We start from the raw sequence: 14,462 nt of genomic DNA on the forward strand, positions 1-14,462 counted from the left end.
CATCCGCGTAACGCTTCCGCTTCATGGCATCCTCCTCCAGGGATCAGAGTGCCCGAAAAAATCGCGTTCCGCCCGGACCAGTTCAGCGGGTCAGGACCAGATCTGCAGCACCCAGGGCTCCAGCCAGCCCTCGAGCTTCAGCTTCCCGATCACCCAGCCCGCGACGATCGCGATGCCGAGCCCGAAGGCGAGGTAGGTCAGCGCCACCTTCCATCCCAGCAGCGCGAACAAGAGGCCGAGCGCAACCTCGTTGACCATCGGCGCGGCGATCAGGAAGGAGAAGGTGACGCCGAGCGGCACGCCCGCCGAGACAAAGCCGATGAACAGCGGCACCGCCGAGCAGGAGCAGAACGGCGTCACGATGCCGAGCGAGGGGGCCATCGCATTGCCCACGCCCTCGCGCCGCCCGGCCAGCAGCGCGCGCGTGCGCTCCGGTGAGAAGAAGCTGCACACCACGCCCATGGCGAAGACCACCAGCGTCAGCAGCAGCAGCACCTTCGGCACGTCGTAAAAGAAGAAGGCGAGCGATGCGCCGAGATGCGAGGCCCGCTCCACCGGCAGTAGCGAGACGACCCATTCCGAGAAGGGAATCAGCTGGCTGTAGAGCACCGCCCAGGCCGCGATTGCGGCGGCAGCGCCGGCGAGCCAGGGCAGCGCGGAGGGCGCGCGTTCGGTGGTCGCGCTCATGCGGCAATCCTCTGCCTGGCCGCGGGCAGCTCGAGTGCGGCGTCGAGCAGGTGCCGCACGGCGGGCGGCAGGGTCGGGTCGAGGCGGTAGCGCACCGACTGCGCATCGCGCCGATCCGTCACCAGCCCCACCTGGCGGAGCGTCGCCATGTGGCGGGACATGCGCGACTGGCTGGCGCCGAGCTGGCGCATCAGCTCGCAGACGCAATGCTCACGCCCGTCGTGCAGGACGCGCAACGCGGCGAGGCGGGTGGGGTGGCCAGGGCGGCCGGCAGGTGTACGGCGCCGGTCATTGGGCAAAAGATATGCGCCCTGGCGCATATCCGCATTGACGCACATTAACCCGTCCAACCGGCTGCAGCGGTTCCTAGGCTGCCAAGTGGCGCAGCGCGGCGAGGCCGACCGGAGCCTCGGCCTGCCACGGCAACAGGAACAGACGCCGTGCCAGCCCGCCCTGGATCCGCCGGATCTGCGCGGCCTCTCCCGCCATGCGCTGGCGGAGCAGCGGATCGCTCGCACCGCTGCCCAAAAGCGCGCGGTTCACCACCCACGCATAGGGCTCGATCATGGCGCGCCGCAGGTCCTCCTGCAGCGCGGCCGCCTCCGATACCGGTGTCGTCTCGGGCAACGTCACCAGCAGGACCTGCGTGTGCTCAGGATCCTGCAGGCGCATCAGCGGCGTGACCACGCGCCCCCGCTGCGCCGCCAGATCGACGTCGCGCGTCATCTGCCGGTGGTAGGCGCCCGTCGCATCCATCAGCAACAGCGTGTGCCCCGTCGGCGCGGTGTCGAGCACGACGAAGCTGCTGCGCGCCTCCGCCACGATGCGCGAGAAGGCGTGGAACACCGCCACCTCCTCCGTGCAGGGCGACCGAAGATCCTCGCGCAGCAGCGCGCGCCCGGCCTCGTCCAGGCCGCGGCCGCGCGTCTCCATGATCTTCGCGACGTAGCGCTTGGTCTCGGCCGTTGGGTCGATGCGGTCCACGGTGAGGCCCGGCATCTCCCCTCCGAGCGTCATCGAGAGATGCGCGGCCGGGTCGGTGGTGCTGAGGTGGACCGCGTGCCCGCGCTCCACCAGCCCGACGGCCACCGCCGCGGCCACCGTCGTCTTGCCAACGCCGCCCTTGCCCATGACCATGACCAACCCGTGGCCACGGGCGGCGAGCCCATCCACGAGCGAGTCGAGCGCTGGCAGAGCCGGAAACGCAGCTGCGGCCGGCGGCGCCGGGCGGCTCGCCGGCTCACGTCCCGGCTGCAGCAGCGCGCGGAGCGCCGGCAGGCCGACCATGTTGAAACCGCGAAGCGGCAACTGGTCGCGGGACAGCGTTCGCAGCGCCTCCGGCATGGCGTCCAACGCGGCGCGGCCTGCCTCCGCGATGGCGCTTGCCACGGCGTCGTCCGGCACGCCCATCTGGAAGACGCCGTTGACCACGAGCGTCTGGTTGCCGAGACCGAGCGCCGCGAGCTCGCCCGAGCTCCGCGCGGCCTCCGCCAGCGAGGCACGGTCGGGGCACGTCACCAGGACGATCGCTGTCGTGCCGGCATCACCCAGTGCCTCCATCGCCGCGCGGAAGCGCTTCTCCTGCGTCTTGAGGCCAGAATGCGGACCGAGGCACGACGCGCCGGACTCGTTCGCTTCAAGGAAGCCGGTCCAGGCGGCGGGCAGGCTGAGCAGGCGGAGCGTGTGACCGGTCGGCGCGGTGTCGAAGACCACGTGGTCCTGGCCGGGCGCACCGCCAGCCAGCAGGGCAGCGAACTCGTCGAAGGCGGCGACCTCGGTGGTGCAGGCGCCGGAGAGCTGCTCCTGCACCTTGGCGCGCTCGGTCGCGGCCGCATCCGCCATCTGCCCGAGCACGCGCGTGCGGTAAGCCTCGGCCGCCGCTTCCGGGTCGATGTTCATGGCCGACAGGCCCGACACGCCGGGCACCGCCCGCGGCTCGTCCGAGAGCGCAACGCCCAGCATCTCGTCGAGGTTCGACGCCGGATCGGTGCTGACCAACAGGACGCGCCGGCCGGCCTCGGCCAGCGCGATCGCCGAGGCGCAGGCGATCGAGGTCTTCCCTACGCCTCCCTTGCCGGTGAAGAAAAGGTGGCGGGGCGGGGCGCGTAGGAAGCCCGGCAGCTTCGTCACGCTCAATGTACTCACGCCCTCAGCCTGCCTTAGCGGCCGTGAATTGGTCATAGGCGCGCAAGGCGTCGGCCCCGTACACCGCCGCGGGGCCGCCCCCCATGTAGAGCGCGAGCGCCACGGTCTCTGCGACCTCTTCCCTGGTCGCGCCGTGCCGATGCGCGGCCCGCGTGTGGTAGGCGACGCAGCCGTCGCAATGCACCGCGATGCCGATGGCGAGCGCCATCAGCTCCTTCGTCTTGGCGTCCAGTGCGCGGGGCGCGGTCGCTGCCACGCCAAGCGCGCCGAAGCCCTTCACCGCCTCGGGGGCGGCCTGGCGCAGCAGGGCCACGCCCTCGGCCACCTCGTCGGCGAGCTGCACAAAATCGGTCGTCATCGTCGCTTCCTTTCGCCGCTGGTCAACCGATCCGCTCGAGGCAGAGCGCGATGCCCTGGCCGCCGCCGATGCAAAGCGTCACCAGCCCGCGCCGAAGCCCGTCGCGCTGCATCCCGTGCAGCAGGCGAGTGGTCAGGACGGCGCCGCTCGCCCCGATCGGGTGGCCATGGGCGATCGCGCCCCCCTCCGGGTTCACGGCCTCCTCCCGAAGCCCGGTTTCGCGCATGACCGCTATGGCGATGGCGGCGAAGGCCTCGTTGACCTCGGCACGCTCGACCTGGGCGGCGGACCAGCCGGCACGCTCGAGGGCCCGCCGCACCGCCGGCACGGGGCCGAGCCCGAACATGCCGGGCTCCACCGCGCCGACGCCAGCCGAGACCAAGCGCGCGACCTGCTTGAGGCCGAGCCGCTCCGCCGCGCCGCGCTCCGCCACCACGACGGCCGCCGCACCGGTGTTGAGGCCGGGAGCGTTGCCGGCCGTGATGGTGCCGTCCTTGCGGAAGGCAGGACGCAGCTTGGTCAGCGTGTCGATCGTGGTGTCGGGGCGGTTGTGCTCGTCGCGCTCGAAGGCGACCGGGCCTTTGCGGCCGGGCACCTGCACGGCGACGATCTCCTCGGCGAAGCGGCCGGCGGCCTGCGCCTCCGAGAAGCGCTGCTGGGAGCGCAGCGCCCAGCGGTCCTGCGCCTCGCGCGGGATCCCGAGCTTCGAGACCAGGTCCTCGGTGTGCCAGCCGGAATGCTGGCCGGAGAAGGCGTCGTTCAGCCCGTCGAGCAGCATGCTGTCGAGCACCTGCCCGTCGCCCATGCGCATGCCCCATCGCCCGTTCGGCAGCAGGTAGGGCGCGCGGTCCATGTTCTCCATCCCGCCCGCGACCATCACCTCCGCCTCGCCGAGACGGATCTCCTGCGCGGCCGAGGCGATCGCCTGGGCGCCCGAGCCGCAGACGCGGTTGACGGTTAGCGCCGGCGCGGAAACCGGGAGCCCGGCGCCAATCGCGGCCTGCCGGGCCGGGTTCATCCTGTTGCCGGCCTGGATGACGTTGCCCATCACCACGCCGTCCACCTTTGCGTGATCGAGCCCTGCGCGCTCCACCGCGGCGCGGATTGCGGAGGCGCCGAGCTCCGTCGCCGGCACATCCTTCAGCGCGCCGTTGAAGGTGCCGATGGCGGTCCGCACCGGGGTGCAGAGGACGACTTCTCGCTCGGCCATGGCGCGGCTCCCTTCGTATTGTGGTTTCGATGTCAGTGGCAGGATGGCACTGCCCGGCATGCCGCGCCTTGCGGCGCATCAAGCAGACAGCCGTCGCGTCCCTTGCTCGACTCAGCCCCTCCACACATATCGGCTTTCGACGATGGATGAAGGAATGTCGCAGAGACGTGAGCCGCACCGCTCCGCGGGCTGTCGCCGCTGACGAAGGACCTCGCGGAGCTGGCGAAGGCCCTGGCGCACCCCGCGAGGGTCCGCGTCCTGCGCCTTCTCGTGCGCCGGGAGGGCTGCATCGGCTGCGACATCGTCGCCGACCTGGAGCTCGCTCAGTCCACCGTCTCCGAGCACCTCCGCGTCCTTAAGACGGCCGGGCTGGTCGAGGGCGAGGTGGACGGCCCGCGTGTCTGCTATCGCCTGAGCCGCGCGGGCCTCACGCGATTCAGGGCGGTGGTCGCCGCCCTCTTGCTCCGCCCAGCTCGCCTCGTCGCAAACGGCATAGGCGACGGTTCGAATCCGGGCGCACTCCCTCCAGCAGGCGCAGAGGGAGGTCACCCATGCCGTTGGATTGAACCGGCTAGACGCGCTGCTGCAGCCCGTCGTGCAACTAATTGAACTGAACGCGCCGCCGGGCTCACCGGCCGAAGGCCAGTGCTGGATTATCGGCACCAGCCCGACCGGGGTCTGGGCAGGGCAGGCGAACCGGCTGGCGCAGCGCATCGGTGGGGCATGGGTGCTCTGCGCGGCCTTCGTCGAGCTGGTCGTATTCGACACGGCGACCCTGGTGCAGTGGGGCTGGAGCGGCAGCGCGTGGGCGCTTACCGCGCCGCGGCTGCTGCAGGCGAGCGTGACCTACGATCCGCCGAGCCTCGCCGCCGGTGAAGGCGTCACCACCATCGTGACCGTCGTCGGTGCCGCGATGGGCGATTTCGCGCGCGCGAGCTTCTCGGGGACGCTTCGGGCGCGGGTGGAGATCGCTTAGCCTCGGGAGGTCCGCACCAACAGCAGCTCACGCTCAGCCAGTCGAGGTTTGCACCCGTCACCACCCGCGCCAACGTTAAGCGCCTGGAATTAAGAAGGGGTCTCCTAAAGCAAGGCCCCGCGCGCACTCACGGGCCAGATCGCCTCCACGCGGTCGCCCCGGAACCCAACGAACCAGTCGTATAAATTCACCGTCGGGTCGCAGTGGCCGGGCACAAGGCGAAGCTTCTGACCGACGCTCAGATTGGTGCTGTCGCTCAGTTCCAGCCGGCCATGCTCGTCGGCGGCGCGCACATATTCGACGCCTGGCGTGTCGACGACACCGGGCATGCCAGAGTCGACGCTCAGCGCCTTCAACCCCGCATCTAGCACGCCGCGTTCCCGCACCGGGCGGCTGACCACAGTCGAGAGAATGTAGAGCGAGTTGGCGAAGTCGCCGACCGGCGCCCCGGCCGCATCGAGATTGCGGCCGTAATCCGCATCCATGAACACATAGGACCCGACCTGCAGCTCGTTCCAGATACCCGAGGCGAGCTCGAACTCGAAGGTCCCGGTTCCGGCACCGGCGACCACCGGGCAGGGCAGGCCCGCAGCCTCGAGCGCGGCTCGGCAGGCGAGCACCTTCTCGCCGGCTTCGTTGATCGCACGCCGACGCTCCTCGCGGCCCCGCACATGCTGCGCGGAGCCGTGATAGGCCTGGATGCCGCCGAAGGAGAGCGAGCCGTGCCCAGAGATGCGCTGCGCGAGGGCAAGCAGCTCGGCAGGCGTCTCCACGCCACAGCGGTGCATGCCGACATTGAGCTCCACCAGCACCGTCAGGTGGGAGCCGAACCGCGTCGCCGCCCTGGCCAGGTCGTCCACATTGGCCGCGTCGTCCACGCAGACGGAGATGCGCGCCGTCCGTGCCAGCGCGGCCAGCCGTGCGATCTTCGGCGCACCGATCACCTCGTTGCTGACGAAGACGTCGGCGACGCCGCCGCCCACCATGATCTCTGCCTCGGAGACCTTCTGGCAGCACACCCCGCGGGCGCCGGCGGCAAGCTGCAGCCGGGCGATGTTGACGCTCTTGTGCGTCTTCGCATGCGGGCGGAGATAGGCCTGCGTGCCGGCCACCCGGGCCTGCATGTGCGCGATGTTGGCCTCGAGCGCGTCGAGATCCAGGATCAGGGCGGGCGTGTCCACCTCGGCAAGGGGCATGCCGACGGTGGCGGGGGGCGCGATCATCGTTGGTCTCCGCGAATCAGCAGATCGTCCAGCCGCCATCCACCACCATCGTCTGCCCGACGATGTAGCGGCCGGCATCGGACACGAGCAGCAGGATGGGACCGACCAGGTCGGCGGGCGTGCCGAGCCGGCCGGCGGGAATGCGCGCCTGGGCGCGCGCGAAGCGGTCCGGCGTAGCCTTGAGCGAGGCGATGAAGGGCGTATCCATCAGGCCGGGCGCAAGCGCGTTCACGCGCACGCCGTGGCCGATCCAGTCGAGCGCCAGGGCCTTCGAGAGTTGCACGACCGCGGCCTTGCTGGCGCAATAGACCGGGCGCCCTTCCAGCGCAGTGAAGGCGCCCTGCGAGGCGACATTGACGATGCAGCCGCCGCCCTGCGCGATCATGTGGCGGCCGAATCTCTGGTTCCAGAAGAACAGCGAACGGACATTCACGTCCATCAGGCGGTCGTATTCCTCCGGCGTCGTCTCCAGCGCATCCTTGCGCAGCGCGCGTCCGGCGGCACAGAGAAGGATATCCACGCGCCGGAAGCGCTCGAGGCTCGCCGCGAAGCAGTCACCCAGGAATCCAGGGTCGGTGACGTCGCCGGGCTGCGCGAGCGCGGCGTGGCCCGCCGCGGCGAGCTGCTCTTCCAGCGAGGCCAGGCCCGCGGCATCGGTATCCACCAGCACGAGCGCCGCGCCGGCCTCGGCCATCGCCAGTGCCATCGTGCGGCCGAGGCCGCTCGCCGCGCCGGTGACCACCGCCGTGCGGCCATGCAGGTCGAACTGTCCCGCCGCCATCGCGCTCAACCGTGGCAGCGCGGCGTGGCGCTGCGGACCCGCTCGCCGATGCCGAGCAGCTGGTCCACATTGCCGCCGAGGATGCTGTCCTTCTCCGCGGCCGAGAGGAACCGGCAGTGGTTCCGCACATAGTCGAGCGACTGCTTGTAGGTGCAGAAGCGCTCGACATTTGGGGCGTCCGAGCCCCAGACCAGCTTGCCCGCGCCGAACAGGTCCCGCATGCCCCGGATCAGCTCCTGTGCTTCCGGGTAGGGGTAGTCCCATTGGCCGCCCCAGGTGATCGGGAACATCACCTCGATCAGCAGGTTCGGATGCCGGTAGGCTCCCATCACCTCCTCGGGGAATTCCCACCGGCCCGCATTGCCGTAGAGCCCCACCGGCGGGCCCATGACGAGCACCCAGCGGATATCGCGGTAGCGGTCCATGATCTGGCGAAGCCCAACCATGTTGCGGATGTAGCTGGCGGAATCGTAGTCGGGTGTCGGCGGCGCCTCGAAAAAGACCGGCAGCTTCCAGCCGTTCACGCGGCTCCAGAAGGGCTCAAGCGTCGGGTCGTCGAAACGGATGTCGAAGTCGTAGCGGGCAAAGGCGTCGAGCGCGAAATACACGGCGCGCAGGCCGAGCTGGTCATGCGCACGCGCCAGCTCGGCCAGGTTGGCCTCGGTGTGGGCGCGCGGTTCGTCCACGTTCAGCAGGGCGGTGAACTTGTCGGGGTATTGCGACTGCGCGAAGGCGTTGTAATCGTTCATCGCGCCGTAGCCCCAGCCGGTCTGCAGCACCGTGTGATCCACGCCTGCCAGCGTCATGTTCGCCAGCATCAGCTCGGGCGGCGCGACGATCTCCTGCATGCCGACCGGCATGTACTGCACGTAGTAGTCCTCGCCATCCACCGTGAAGTCGAGCCGCCCGTAGATGCCGACGCGGAAATCCACGTCCTTGAGGCCGGACCAGCCGTTCCGCCCCTCATGGAACAGCAGCGCGCCGGAGGCCTCGGCGCCATCGCGGGCGCGGAACACGCGCGAGGAGGTGCGGGTCTGCACCTTCTGCATGTAGCGCCTGTGCACCTCGCGCGAGCTGTGTCCGCAGGCGCCGGCCCAGTGCTGGAACACATGGGCGTGGCAATCGATGATCACGGCCTTCCTCCGATCCTGGTGGCGGGGCACGCCGCGGTCTGACGCGCCCCGCGGTCGCGGTCGTCGCCGCCGTTCAGGTCAGCTGCTCGATGTAGCGGTCATAGAGCCGCTGGATCTGGCCGCTGGCGGTCATATAGGCGCCCCACATGTCCAGGAACTGCTTCCACGGATTGTCGCCGTAGCGCACGGCCCAGGTGTTGGGACGCTTGTCGAACGGGTTCTGCGGGTCGATCACATGCGCCCAGTTCTGGTTGCGCCGCGCTAGCGCCAGCGCGTCGCTGTCGCCGGTAACGTACACCGTGGCGCGCTTGGTTCGCACCGGCTCGGCCGCCAGCACCTGCTGCCCGGCCACCGCCTGGAAGCGCGCACGGGGGAACAGCAACGGCATGCGCTGCTCCTCGCTCGCGCCGGCACTGACCGAGAAGGTGACCTCCGGGCTGTTGAGGTCGGCCACCGTACGGAAGCGCTGCGCATCATCCTTGTGCACGATCGCCAGGCTGCCCTTGGCCCAGAGCGGGCCGACATAGTTGGCGACCAGCGCACGCGGCACCGTGTAGGTCAGCGAGGAGCCGTAGAGGTCGAAGTCGCCGCGCCTCAGGCCGACCGTCGCATTGGCGAATGACACCTCGACCCAGTCGACGGTCATTTCCAGGTCGCGCATCAGCGCCTCGACGAGTTCCTTGTAGATGCCCTGGAGCTCGTTGTTGCGCGGGTCCCGGTAGAACCAGACAGGCGTCTGCGAATAGCCGACCTTCAACGTTGCGCCCTTGCGCAGCTTGGCCAGCACCGAGTTCGGATCCACGCCGGAGTGCAGGATCTGCGCCGCCGCATCGCGTGGCGCAAGCGACGCCCCCATCGCGCCGGCGGCGGCGATGCCGCCGAGCAGCGCCGTGCCGGTCAGCAGCCGCCGCTTCTGTTCGTTCATGTTGTCGTCCATGCTCGCCTCCGATGTTGACGCGTGGGCCGGGGGCGGCCCGTCGCGCGAGTGCCCTATGTCTCTCCCCCGAGGCCGTAACGCCGACGCAGGTGTTCCGCGAAGCGCCGTGCCGTCGCCGAGATGGCGAAGATCAGCGCGATGTAGATCAGCGCCACGCTGGTGAGCACCTCGATCGGCTCGAACCATTGGTGGACGATGCGCATCGCCTGGTACATCAGGTCCGGGATCGCGATCACCGAGACCAGCGTCGAGGATTTGATGACCACGACGAGCTGGTTGACGATGGACGGCGCCATGGTCAGCAGCGCCTGGGGCAGGATGATCCGCCGCATCGCCTGTGATTCTGTCAGGCCCACGGCGAGCGCCGCCTCCCGCTGCCCCGGTGCCAGCCCCTCGATGCCCGAGCGGAAGGTCTCCGCCAGGTAGCCGCTGGATTGCAGCGCGAGCGCGACGATGCCGGCCTGCATGACGGTGTAGGGAAAGCCGAACACCTCCGGCCAGGCGTAGTTGACCCAGAGCAGCTGCACGAAGATCGGCGTCGCCCGGCAGAACTCGATGTAGCCGATCGCGACCGGCCGCAGCAGCGGCACGTAGAGGCGCACCAGGCACGCCGTCAGCCCGAGCCCCAGCGCAAGCAGGAAGGCGACGACGCAGACCTGCGCCGTAACCGAGAGCCCCTCGAGGATCAGCTCGCGGTTGCCCCAGACCAGGCGCTCGGCGTTGCCCAGCATGGCTCAGACCCATCCCCGGCGACGCCAGCGATCCGTCAGCAGGCGGATCGTGGTCGTCGCCGTGATGATGACCACGCAGTAGATCAGCGCCGCGCCGGTGTAGAGCGGCAGCGGCCGCATCTCGTAGCTCGCCACCATGGCGACGCGATACATCACGTCCTCCACCGCGATCAGCGAGATGAAGGAGGTTGCCTTGAACAGCGAGACGTACTGGTTCAGCGCCTCCGGCAGCATCCGCCGCGCCGCCTGTGGGGCGACGATGCGCCGGGCGATCACGCCGCCTGGCATTCCCAGCGCGCGTCCGGCTTCCACGTGGCCGGTCGGCACGGAGAGGATGCCCGCGCGCACCGTCTCGGCCAGGAAGCCGCTGTAGGCCAGGCCGAGCGCGAGCACGGCGGAGAAGAAGGGATCGAAGGTGATCCGCGCGCCTGCCGCCTTGGTCAGCAGAATGGGCACGACATAGTGCAGCCAGACCAGCAGCACGTATTCGGGGACGTTGCGGAAGACCTCGGTATGGCCAACCGCGACGGCGCGCAGCGCGCGGAACCGCGACATCCGCGCTAAGCCAACGCCAAGGGCGATGGCGCTGGCGAGCGCCGCGCCGAGCAGGAAGACAGCGATGTTGCGCAGCAGCCCCTCGGCAAGCGTCTGCCGGTATTCCCAGAACAGCGCCGGATCGAGCGATTGCGACAGGGCCTCGAACATGGCGGTCTAGTGTAGCGCGCGGGCGAGGAAGCGGCGGCAGGCCTCGCTGGCCGGCGCGCCAAGCACCTGCGCAGCTGGGCCGTCCTCCTCGATGCGTCCGTCGTTGAGGAACAGGATGCGGTCGGCGACATCTCGGGCGAACGCGATTTCGTGGGTGACGACGATCATCGTCATGCCCTCGCCGGCAAGGCCGCGCATCACGTCCAGCACCTCCCCGGTGAGTTCCGGGTCGAGCGCGGAGGTGGCCTCGTCGAACAGCATCAGCTTCGGCTGCATCGCAAGCGCCCGCGCGATGGCGACGCGCTGCTGTTGGCCCCCCGACAGGCGCGCCGGGTATTCGCGCGCCTTCTCCTCCAGGTTCACCTTGCGCAGCAGTGCGAGTCCTTCCGCCTCCGCCTCGCGCCGTGCAGTTCCCTTTACCCGCATCGGCGCCTCCACGATGTTCTGCAAAGCGGTGAGGTGCGGCCACAGGTTGAATTGTTGGAAAACCATGCCGAGTGCCGCGCGCTTGCGCGCCAACTCGCGGGGCGGATCGGGCTGCCGCCGACCATCCGCCGCCAGGCTGAAGCCCATCGGCACTCCATCTACCCACACCTCGCCGGAACTCGGCACTTCCAGATAGTTGAGGCAGCGCAGGAAGGTGCTCTTGCCGGAGCCGGAGGCACCGATCACGGCGACGACCGAGCCGCGGTCCACTTCGATGCTGAGGCCGCGCAGCACCTCATGGTGTGCGAAGGCCTTCCTTAGGTCGCGCACTGTGAGCAGGTGTCGGGGCGGCTCTGCCATCTTGCCTCCGCCAATAGCGAAGCGCCCAGCGCGCTTGGCGAGGGTGCATCAGGAAGATGACCACTCCGCAGCTACGCGGGGCAACAGCGCAGAACCGGCGAGCGCCGTCGGCGGACCGGTCGCTTCGGTGCGAAGCGCAGACTTTTCAGATGCTTCGCGGCGCTCCGGCGGCTGTCCCTGCGTTGTGCATTGTCATGATTTATGGAAAGTATTGCCTGAACCAATGGTGTGAGAATGCAGGCAGCCGATCTCCGCCTTCTAGGGATCTTCGCCGCGGTCGCAGAGGCGCGCAGCATGAGCGCGGCTGCCGCGCGGCTTCAGCTTTCTCAGCCGGCGGTTTCGCAGGCGGTAGCGCGGCTCGAGGCGGCACTCGGTTGCGCGGTGTTCGACCGCACGCGGCCGTTGCGGCTGACCGAGGAAGGCGAGGTGGCGCTGCGCGCAGCGCAGGAGTTGGTGCAGGGCATCGCAGCATTGCCGGAACGGATCCGCGCCCTGCGACAACTGCCAATGCGCCTACGGCTCGGCGTGGTGGACAGTCTAACCTTTCCGTTCCTGCCGGCGCTCTGTACCGAACTCGGCCGCCATGTGGAGTTCCTTAGTGTCTCCTCTGGCCTAGTGCAGACGCTACGGGATTCATTGATCGCCGGCGCGCTGGACTTCGTCATATCGAACGACGCGATGGAGGATCTGGACAACCTGACGCGGTACGAGATCCTGCGCGAGCCATATATCCTGGCGGTGCCGTCCTCACTTCGCGATCCTGAGACCATGTCGCTGGAGAGCCTCGCCAAGTCGCTGCCGCTGATGCGCTGGGGGCAGCGGTCGCTGCTGGCACGGGATGTGGAGGTGCAACTGCGGCGCCTGCGGCTTGCGGTGCCGCAGAAGTTTGACCTGGAATCAGCGGGCGCACTACTCGGTATGGTGGCGGCCGGTCTGGGCTGGGCGGTGCTGACGCCTCTTACTGTGCTGCAGGCGGCGAATTTCGGCTCGCGGGTCACGCTGCTACCATTTCCCGGGCCAAGCTTCTCTCGCACCATCACGCTCGTGGCGCCCCGGAAAAAGGAGGCGGAGCTGCCGATACGCATTGCAAACGCCTCCCGGCGCGTGGTGCGTCGCCTTACGGCTGAAGGGGCCTTCCGCATGATGCCTTTCGCGAACATCCGCGTTTCGGCGGAGGAGTCGGTCACGACGGACGAAGGTCACGACGACTGCGCAGAGATGCACCCGAAAAAGGGGCGCCATTTCGGCTATTAGCCAGCGCCGTGCTGGATTTTGTGGAGATGCTTCGAATCCGGGCGCACTCCCTCCAGCAGGCGCAGAGGGAGGTCACCCATGGTGCTGGATTGATCCGACCGGATGCCCTCGTGCAGCCACTCGTGCAGCAGGTCGGGCTGAACACACCGCCCGGCTCGCAGAGGGAGAATGCCGGATCATCGGCACGAGCCCGACCTGCGCCAGGGCCGGGCAGGCGAACCGGCTGGCGCAGCGCGTCAGCGGCGCGTGGGTGTTCTACATGCCCCGCACCGGGCTGGTCGTGGTCGGCGCAGCGACATGGGCGCACTGAGGCTCGAACGGCAGCGCATCCCGCGTCGTCGCGTCGCGGCGCGCGATCTTGGCTGCCGCGTGAGCATCGTGCCGCATCGCGCCTACGCCCTTCTGCGGTCGTTCCATGGTGTCGACTATGCAGCAGCGTGGGGGCGGGGCGCAGTAAGCCAAGGTGCCCTAATGGCCGCGCCGCAGCGGCCCGGACGAGCGCGGTCAAGACGGCCTGATGCCAGCCTCGCGGATGATGCGGCCCCAGCGTTCCATCTCGCTGTCGAAGAAGGCGGCGAATTCCGCCGGCGTGCCGCTGCCCGGCTGCACGCCCAGAGCCTTGAAGCGGTCTCGCACCTCGGCGCTCTGCAAGGCCGTGTTCACCGCGCCGTTGATTCGTGTGATGATCTCGGGTGGCGTGCCGCTGCGCATGAAGATGCCGTGCCAGGAGGCGATGACCAGGTCCGCCATGCCGCTCTCGATCGCGGTCGGCACATTCGGCAACTCCGGGATGCGCTCGCGCGTCGTCACCGCGATGGGCCGCACGCGGTTGGCGGCGATAAGCGGCAGGGCGGTCTGCGGATTGTCGAACATGAAGGCGACCAGCCCGGCGGCGAGGTCGGTATTGGCCGGGGCCGCGCCGCGATAGTGCGCCGAGGGCACCTGGATGCCGGCAAAGCGCACGAACATCTCGCCTGCGAGATGCGCCGAGGTGCCGACGCCACCAGTGGCGTAGGTGAGCGAGCGCTGCTTCGCCAGCGCGATCAACTCCTGGATGTTCTGCACCGGCAGCGCCGGGTTGACGGTGAGGATCAGCGGGACGCGCGTCACCTGCGCCACCGCCGTCAGGTCGCGCTTCTGGTCGAAGGGCAGGTCGGTGAACATCGCGGGGTTGGCGGCGTTGGAGAAGCTGCCCATCAGCATCGTGTAACCATCGGCGGGCCCGTTCGCGACCGCGGCCGTGCCGACATTGCCGCCGCCGCCCGGCCGGTTCTCCACCACCACACTGGTGCCGAGCAATGGACCGAGCGGCGCCGCGATGACGCGCGCTGCGATGTCGGTGGGACCGGCCGGCGCGACCGGGACGATGAGGCGGATCGGCCGCTCCGGCCAGGCCGCGCGGGCAGGACCGGCGGCGAGCAGGAAGGGAGCGGCGAGCAGGGCGCGGCGCGACAGCATGGCGTTTCTCCTGATGATTGGGGTGAGCGTCCCCGAAGCGGCCACGCCGCGTCAAGCAAACGTTGACCCGGGGGTCAG

General features: G+C 69.3%; 17 protein-coding genes. 4 read left to right on the top strand and 13 right to left on the bottom strand.

Annotated elements, in window-relative coordinates:
* Positions 1–90: 90 nt before the first annotated feature.
* Genes ACESM1_RS26525 through ACESM1_RS26545 form a run of 5 tightly spaced genes read right to left on the bottom strand, consistent with a single transcriptional unit; the run spans position 91 to position 4,400 of the window.
* The gene (locus ACESM1_RS26525; RefSeq protein WP_372624240.1) at positions 91–687 is read right to left on the bottom strand and encodes a permease; all 597 of its coding nucleotides are present in this window, start codon (positions 685–687) and stop codon (positions 91–93) included.
* On the bottom strand, positions 684–1,025 hold the full coding sequence (locus ACESM1_RS26530; RefSeq protein WP_372624241.1) for an ArsR/SmtB family transcription factor: 342 nt from the start codon (positions 1,023–1,025) through the stop codon (positions 684–686). The genes ACESM1_RS26525 and ACESM1_RS26530 overlap by 4 nt, the downstream gene beginning before the upstream one ends.
* A gap of 28 nt (positions 1,026–1,053) precedes the next feature.
* Positions 1,054–2,832 carry an arsenical pump-driving ATPase gene (gene arsA / locus ACESM1_RS26535; protein ID WP_372624242.1) on the bottom strand — a complete coding sequence of 593 codons (1,779 nt, stop codon included), beginning with the start codon at positions 2,830–2,832 and terminating at the stop codon, positions 1,054–1,056.
* A 4-nt stretch (positions 2,833–2,836) separates the two neighbouring features.
* Positions 2,837–3,190, bottom strand: a complete 354-nt coding sequence (locus ACESM1_RS26540; protein WP_372624243.1) for a carboxymuconolactone decarboxylase family protein — start codon at positions 3,188–3,190, stop codon at positions 2,837–2,839.
* Positions 3,191–3,212: 22 nt separating this feature from the next.
* Positions 3,213–4,400, bottom strand: coding sequence for an acetyl-CoA C-acetyltransferase (locus ACESM1_RS26545; protein ID WP_372624244.1), 1,188 nt, complete (start codon positions 4,398–4,400; stop codon positions 3,213–3,215).
* Between the two features lie 219 nt (positions 4,401–4,619).
* Here ACESM1_RS26545 and ACESM1_RS26550 point away from each other — a divergent pair, with 219 nt between their 5' ends.
* Positions 4,620–5,009 carry an ArsR/SmtB family transcription factor gene (locus ACESM1_RS26550; protein WP_372624266.1) on the top strand — a complete coding sequence of 130 codons (390 nt, stop codon included), beginning with the start codon at positions 4,620–4,622 and terminating at the stop codon, positions 5,007–5,009.
* A complete protein-coding gene (locus ACESM1_RS26555; protein WP_372624245.1) occupies positions 4,963–5,376 on the top strand; it encodes a DUF2793 domain-containing protein in 414 nt (137 codons plus the stop codon). Before ACESM1_RS26550 ends, ACESM1_RS26555 begins: the two co-directional genes overlap by 47 nt.
* 104 nt (positions 5,377–5,480) lie before the next feature.
* Here the strand turns inward: ACESM1_RS26555 and ACESM1_RS26560 are convergent, their stop codons facing one another.
* The 7 genes from ACESM1_RS26560 to ACESM1_RS26590 form a co-directional block, all read right to left on the bottom strand.
* Positions 5,481–6,599 (bottom strand): DSD1 family PLP-dependent enzyme, encoded by a 1,119-nt coding sequence (locus ACESM1_RS26560; protein WP_372624246.1) that lies wholly within the window; start codon positions 6,597–6,599, stop codon positions 5,481–5,483.
* Between the two features lie 16 nt (positions 6,600–6,615).
* Positions 6,616–7,380, bottom strand: a complete 765-nt coding sequence (locus tag ACESM1_RS26565; protein WP_372624247.1) for an SDR family NAD(P)-dependent oxidoreductase — start codon at positions 7,378–7,380, stop codon at positions 6,616–6,618.
* Positions 7,381–7,385: 5 nt separating this feature from the next.
* Entirely contained in the window at positions 7,386–8,513 is a 1,128-nt protein-coding gene (locus tag ACESM1_RS26570) for an amidohydrolase family protein (protein ID WP_372624248.1), read from the bottom strand.
* A gap of 73 nt (positions 8,514–8,586) precedes the next feature.
* A complete protein-coding gene (locus ACESM1_RS26575; RefSeq protein ID WP_372624249.1) occupies positions 8,587–9,450 on the bottom strand; it encodes a substrate-binding periplasmic protein in 864 nt (287 codons plus the stop codon).
* A gap of 53 nt (positions 9,451–9,503) precedes the next feature.
* Positions 9,504–10,181 carry an amino acid ABC transporter permease gene (locus ACESM1_RS26580; RefSeq protein WP_372624250.1) on the bottom strand — a complete coding sequence of 226 codons (678 nt, stop codon included), beginning with the start codon at positions 10,179–10,181 and terminating at the stop codon, positions 9,504–9,506.
* Between the two features lie 3 nt (positions 10,182–10,184).
* Positions 10,185–10,886 (bottom strand): amino acid ABC transporter permease, encoded by a 702-nt coding sequence (locus tag ACESM1_RS26585; protein WP_372624251.1) that lies wholly within the window; start codon positions 10,884–10,886, stop codon positions 10,185–10,187.
* A 6-nt stretch (positions 10,887–10,892) separates the two neighbouring features.
* The gene (locus ACESM1_RS26590; protein ID WP_372624252.1) at positions 10,893–11,672 is read right to left on the bottom strand and encodes an amino acid ABC transporter ATP-binding protein; all 780 of its coding nucleotides are present in this window, start codon (positions 11,670–11,672) and stop codon (positions 10,893–10,895) included.
* A gap of 234 nt (positions 11,673–11,906) precedes the next feature.
* Between ACESM1_RS26590 and ACESM1_RS26595 the strand changes: the two genes are divergently transcribed.
* Both ACESM1_RS26595 and ACESM1_RS26600 read left to right on the top strand, forming a co-directional pair.
* Entirely contained in the window at positions 11,907–12,926 is a 1,020-nt protein-coding gene (locus ACESM1_RS26595) for a LysR family transcriptional regulator (protein ID WP_372624253.1), read from the top strand.
* A gap of 88 nt (positions 12,927–13,014) precedes the next feature.
* The gene (locus tag ACESM1_RS26600) at positions 13,015–13,236 is read left to right on the top strand and encodes a DUF2793 domain-containing protein (protein ID WP_372624267.1); all 222 of its coding nucleotides are present in this window, start codon (positions 13,015–13,017) and stop codon (positions 13,234–13,236) included.
* Positions 13,237–13,430: 194 nt separating this feature from the next.
* Here ACESM1_RS26600 and ACESM1_RS26605 read toward each other — a convergent pair whose 3' ends face one another.
* On the bottom strand, positions 13,431–14,384 hold the full coding sequence (locus ACESM1_RS26605) for a Bug family tripartite tricarboxylate transporter substrate binding protein (RefSeq protein WP_372624254.1): 954 nt from the start codon (positions 14,382–14,384) through the stop codon (positions 13,431–13,433).
* Between the last annotated feature and the right edge of the window lie 78 nt (positions 14,385–14,462).

This window comes from Falsiroseomonas sp., assembly GCF_041690465.1.
Classification (GTDB): Bacteria; Pseudomonadota; Alphaproteobacteria; order Acetobacterales; family Acetobacteraceae; genus Falsiroseomonas.

Bases quoted from the DNA above. Each gene is read 5' to 3' on its own strand.
- ACESM1_RS26585 (WP_372624251.1), bottom strand. From the start codon at position 10,886: ATGTTCGAGGCCCTGTCGCAATCGCTCGATCCGGCGCTGTTCTGGGAA.
- ACESM1_RS26595 (WP_372624253.1), top strand. From the start codon at position 11,907: ATGCAGGCAGCCGATCTCCGCCTTCTAGGGATCTTCGCCGCGGTCGCA.
- ACESM1_RS26525 (WP_372624240.1), bottom strand. From the start codon at position 687: ATGAGCGCGACCACCGAACGCGCGCCCTCCGCGCTGCCCTGGCTCGCC.
- ACESM1_RS26565 (WP_372624247.1), bottom strand. From the start codon at position 7,380: ATGGCGGCGGGACAGTTCGACCTGCATGGCCGCACGGCGGTGGTCACC.
- ACESM1_RS26605 (WP_372624254.1), bottom strand. From the start codon at position 14,384: ATGCTGTCGCGCCGCGCCCTGCTCGCCGCTCCCTTCCTGCTCGCCGCC.
- ACESM1_RS26590 (WP_372624252.1), bottom strand. From the start codon at position 11,672: ATGGCAGAGCCGCCCCGACACCTGCTCACAGTGCGCGACCTAAGGAAG.
- ACESM1_RS26530 (WP_372624241.1), bottom strand. From the start codon at position 1,025: ATGTGCGTCAATGCGGATATGCGCCAGGGCGCATATCTTTTGCCCAAT.
- ACESM1_RS26575 (WP_372624249.1), bottom strand. From the start codon at position 9,450: ATGGACGACAACATGAACGAACAGAAGCGGCGGCTGCTGACCGGCACG.
- ACESM1_RS26580 (WP_372624250.1), bottom strand. From the start codon at position 10,181: ATGCTGGGCAACGCCGAGCGCCTGGTCTGGGGCAACCGCGAGCTGATC.
- ACESM1_RS26540 (WP_372624243.1), bottom strand. From the start codon at position 3,190: ATGACGACCGATTTTGTGCAGCTCGCCGACGAGGTGGCCGAGGGCGTG.
- ACESM1_RS26560 (WP_372624246.1), bottom strand. From the start codon at position 6,599: ATGATCGCGCCCCCCGCCACCGTCGGCATGCCCCTTGCCGAGGTGGAC.
- ACESM1_RS26545 (WP_372624244.1), bottom strand. From the start codon at position 4,400: ATGGCCGAGCGAGAAGTCGTCCTCTGCACCCCGGTGCGGACCGCCATC.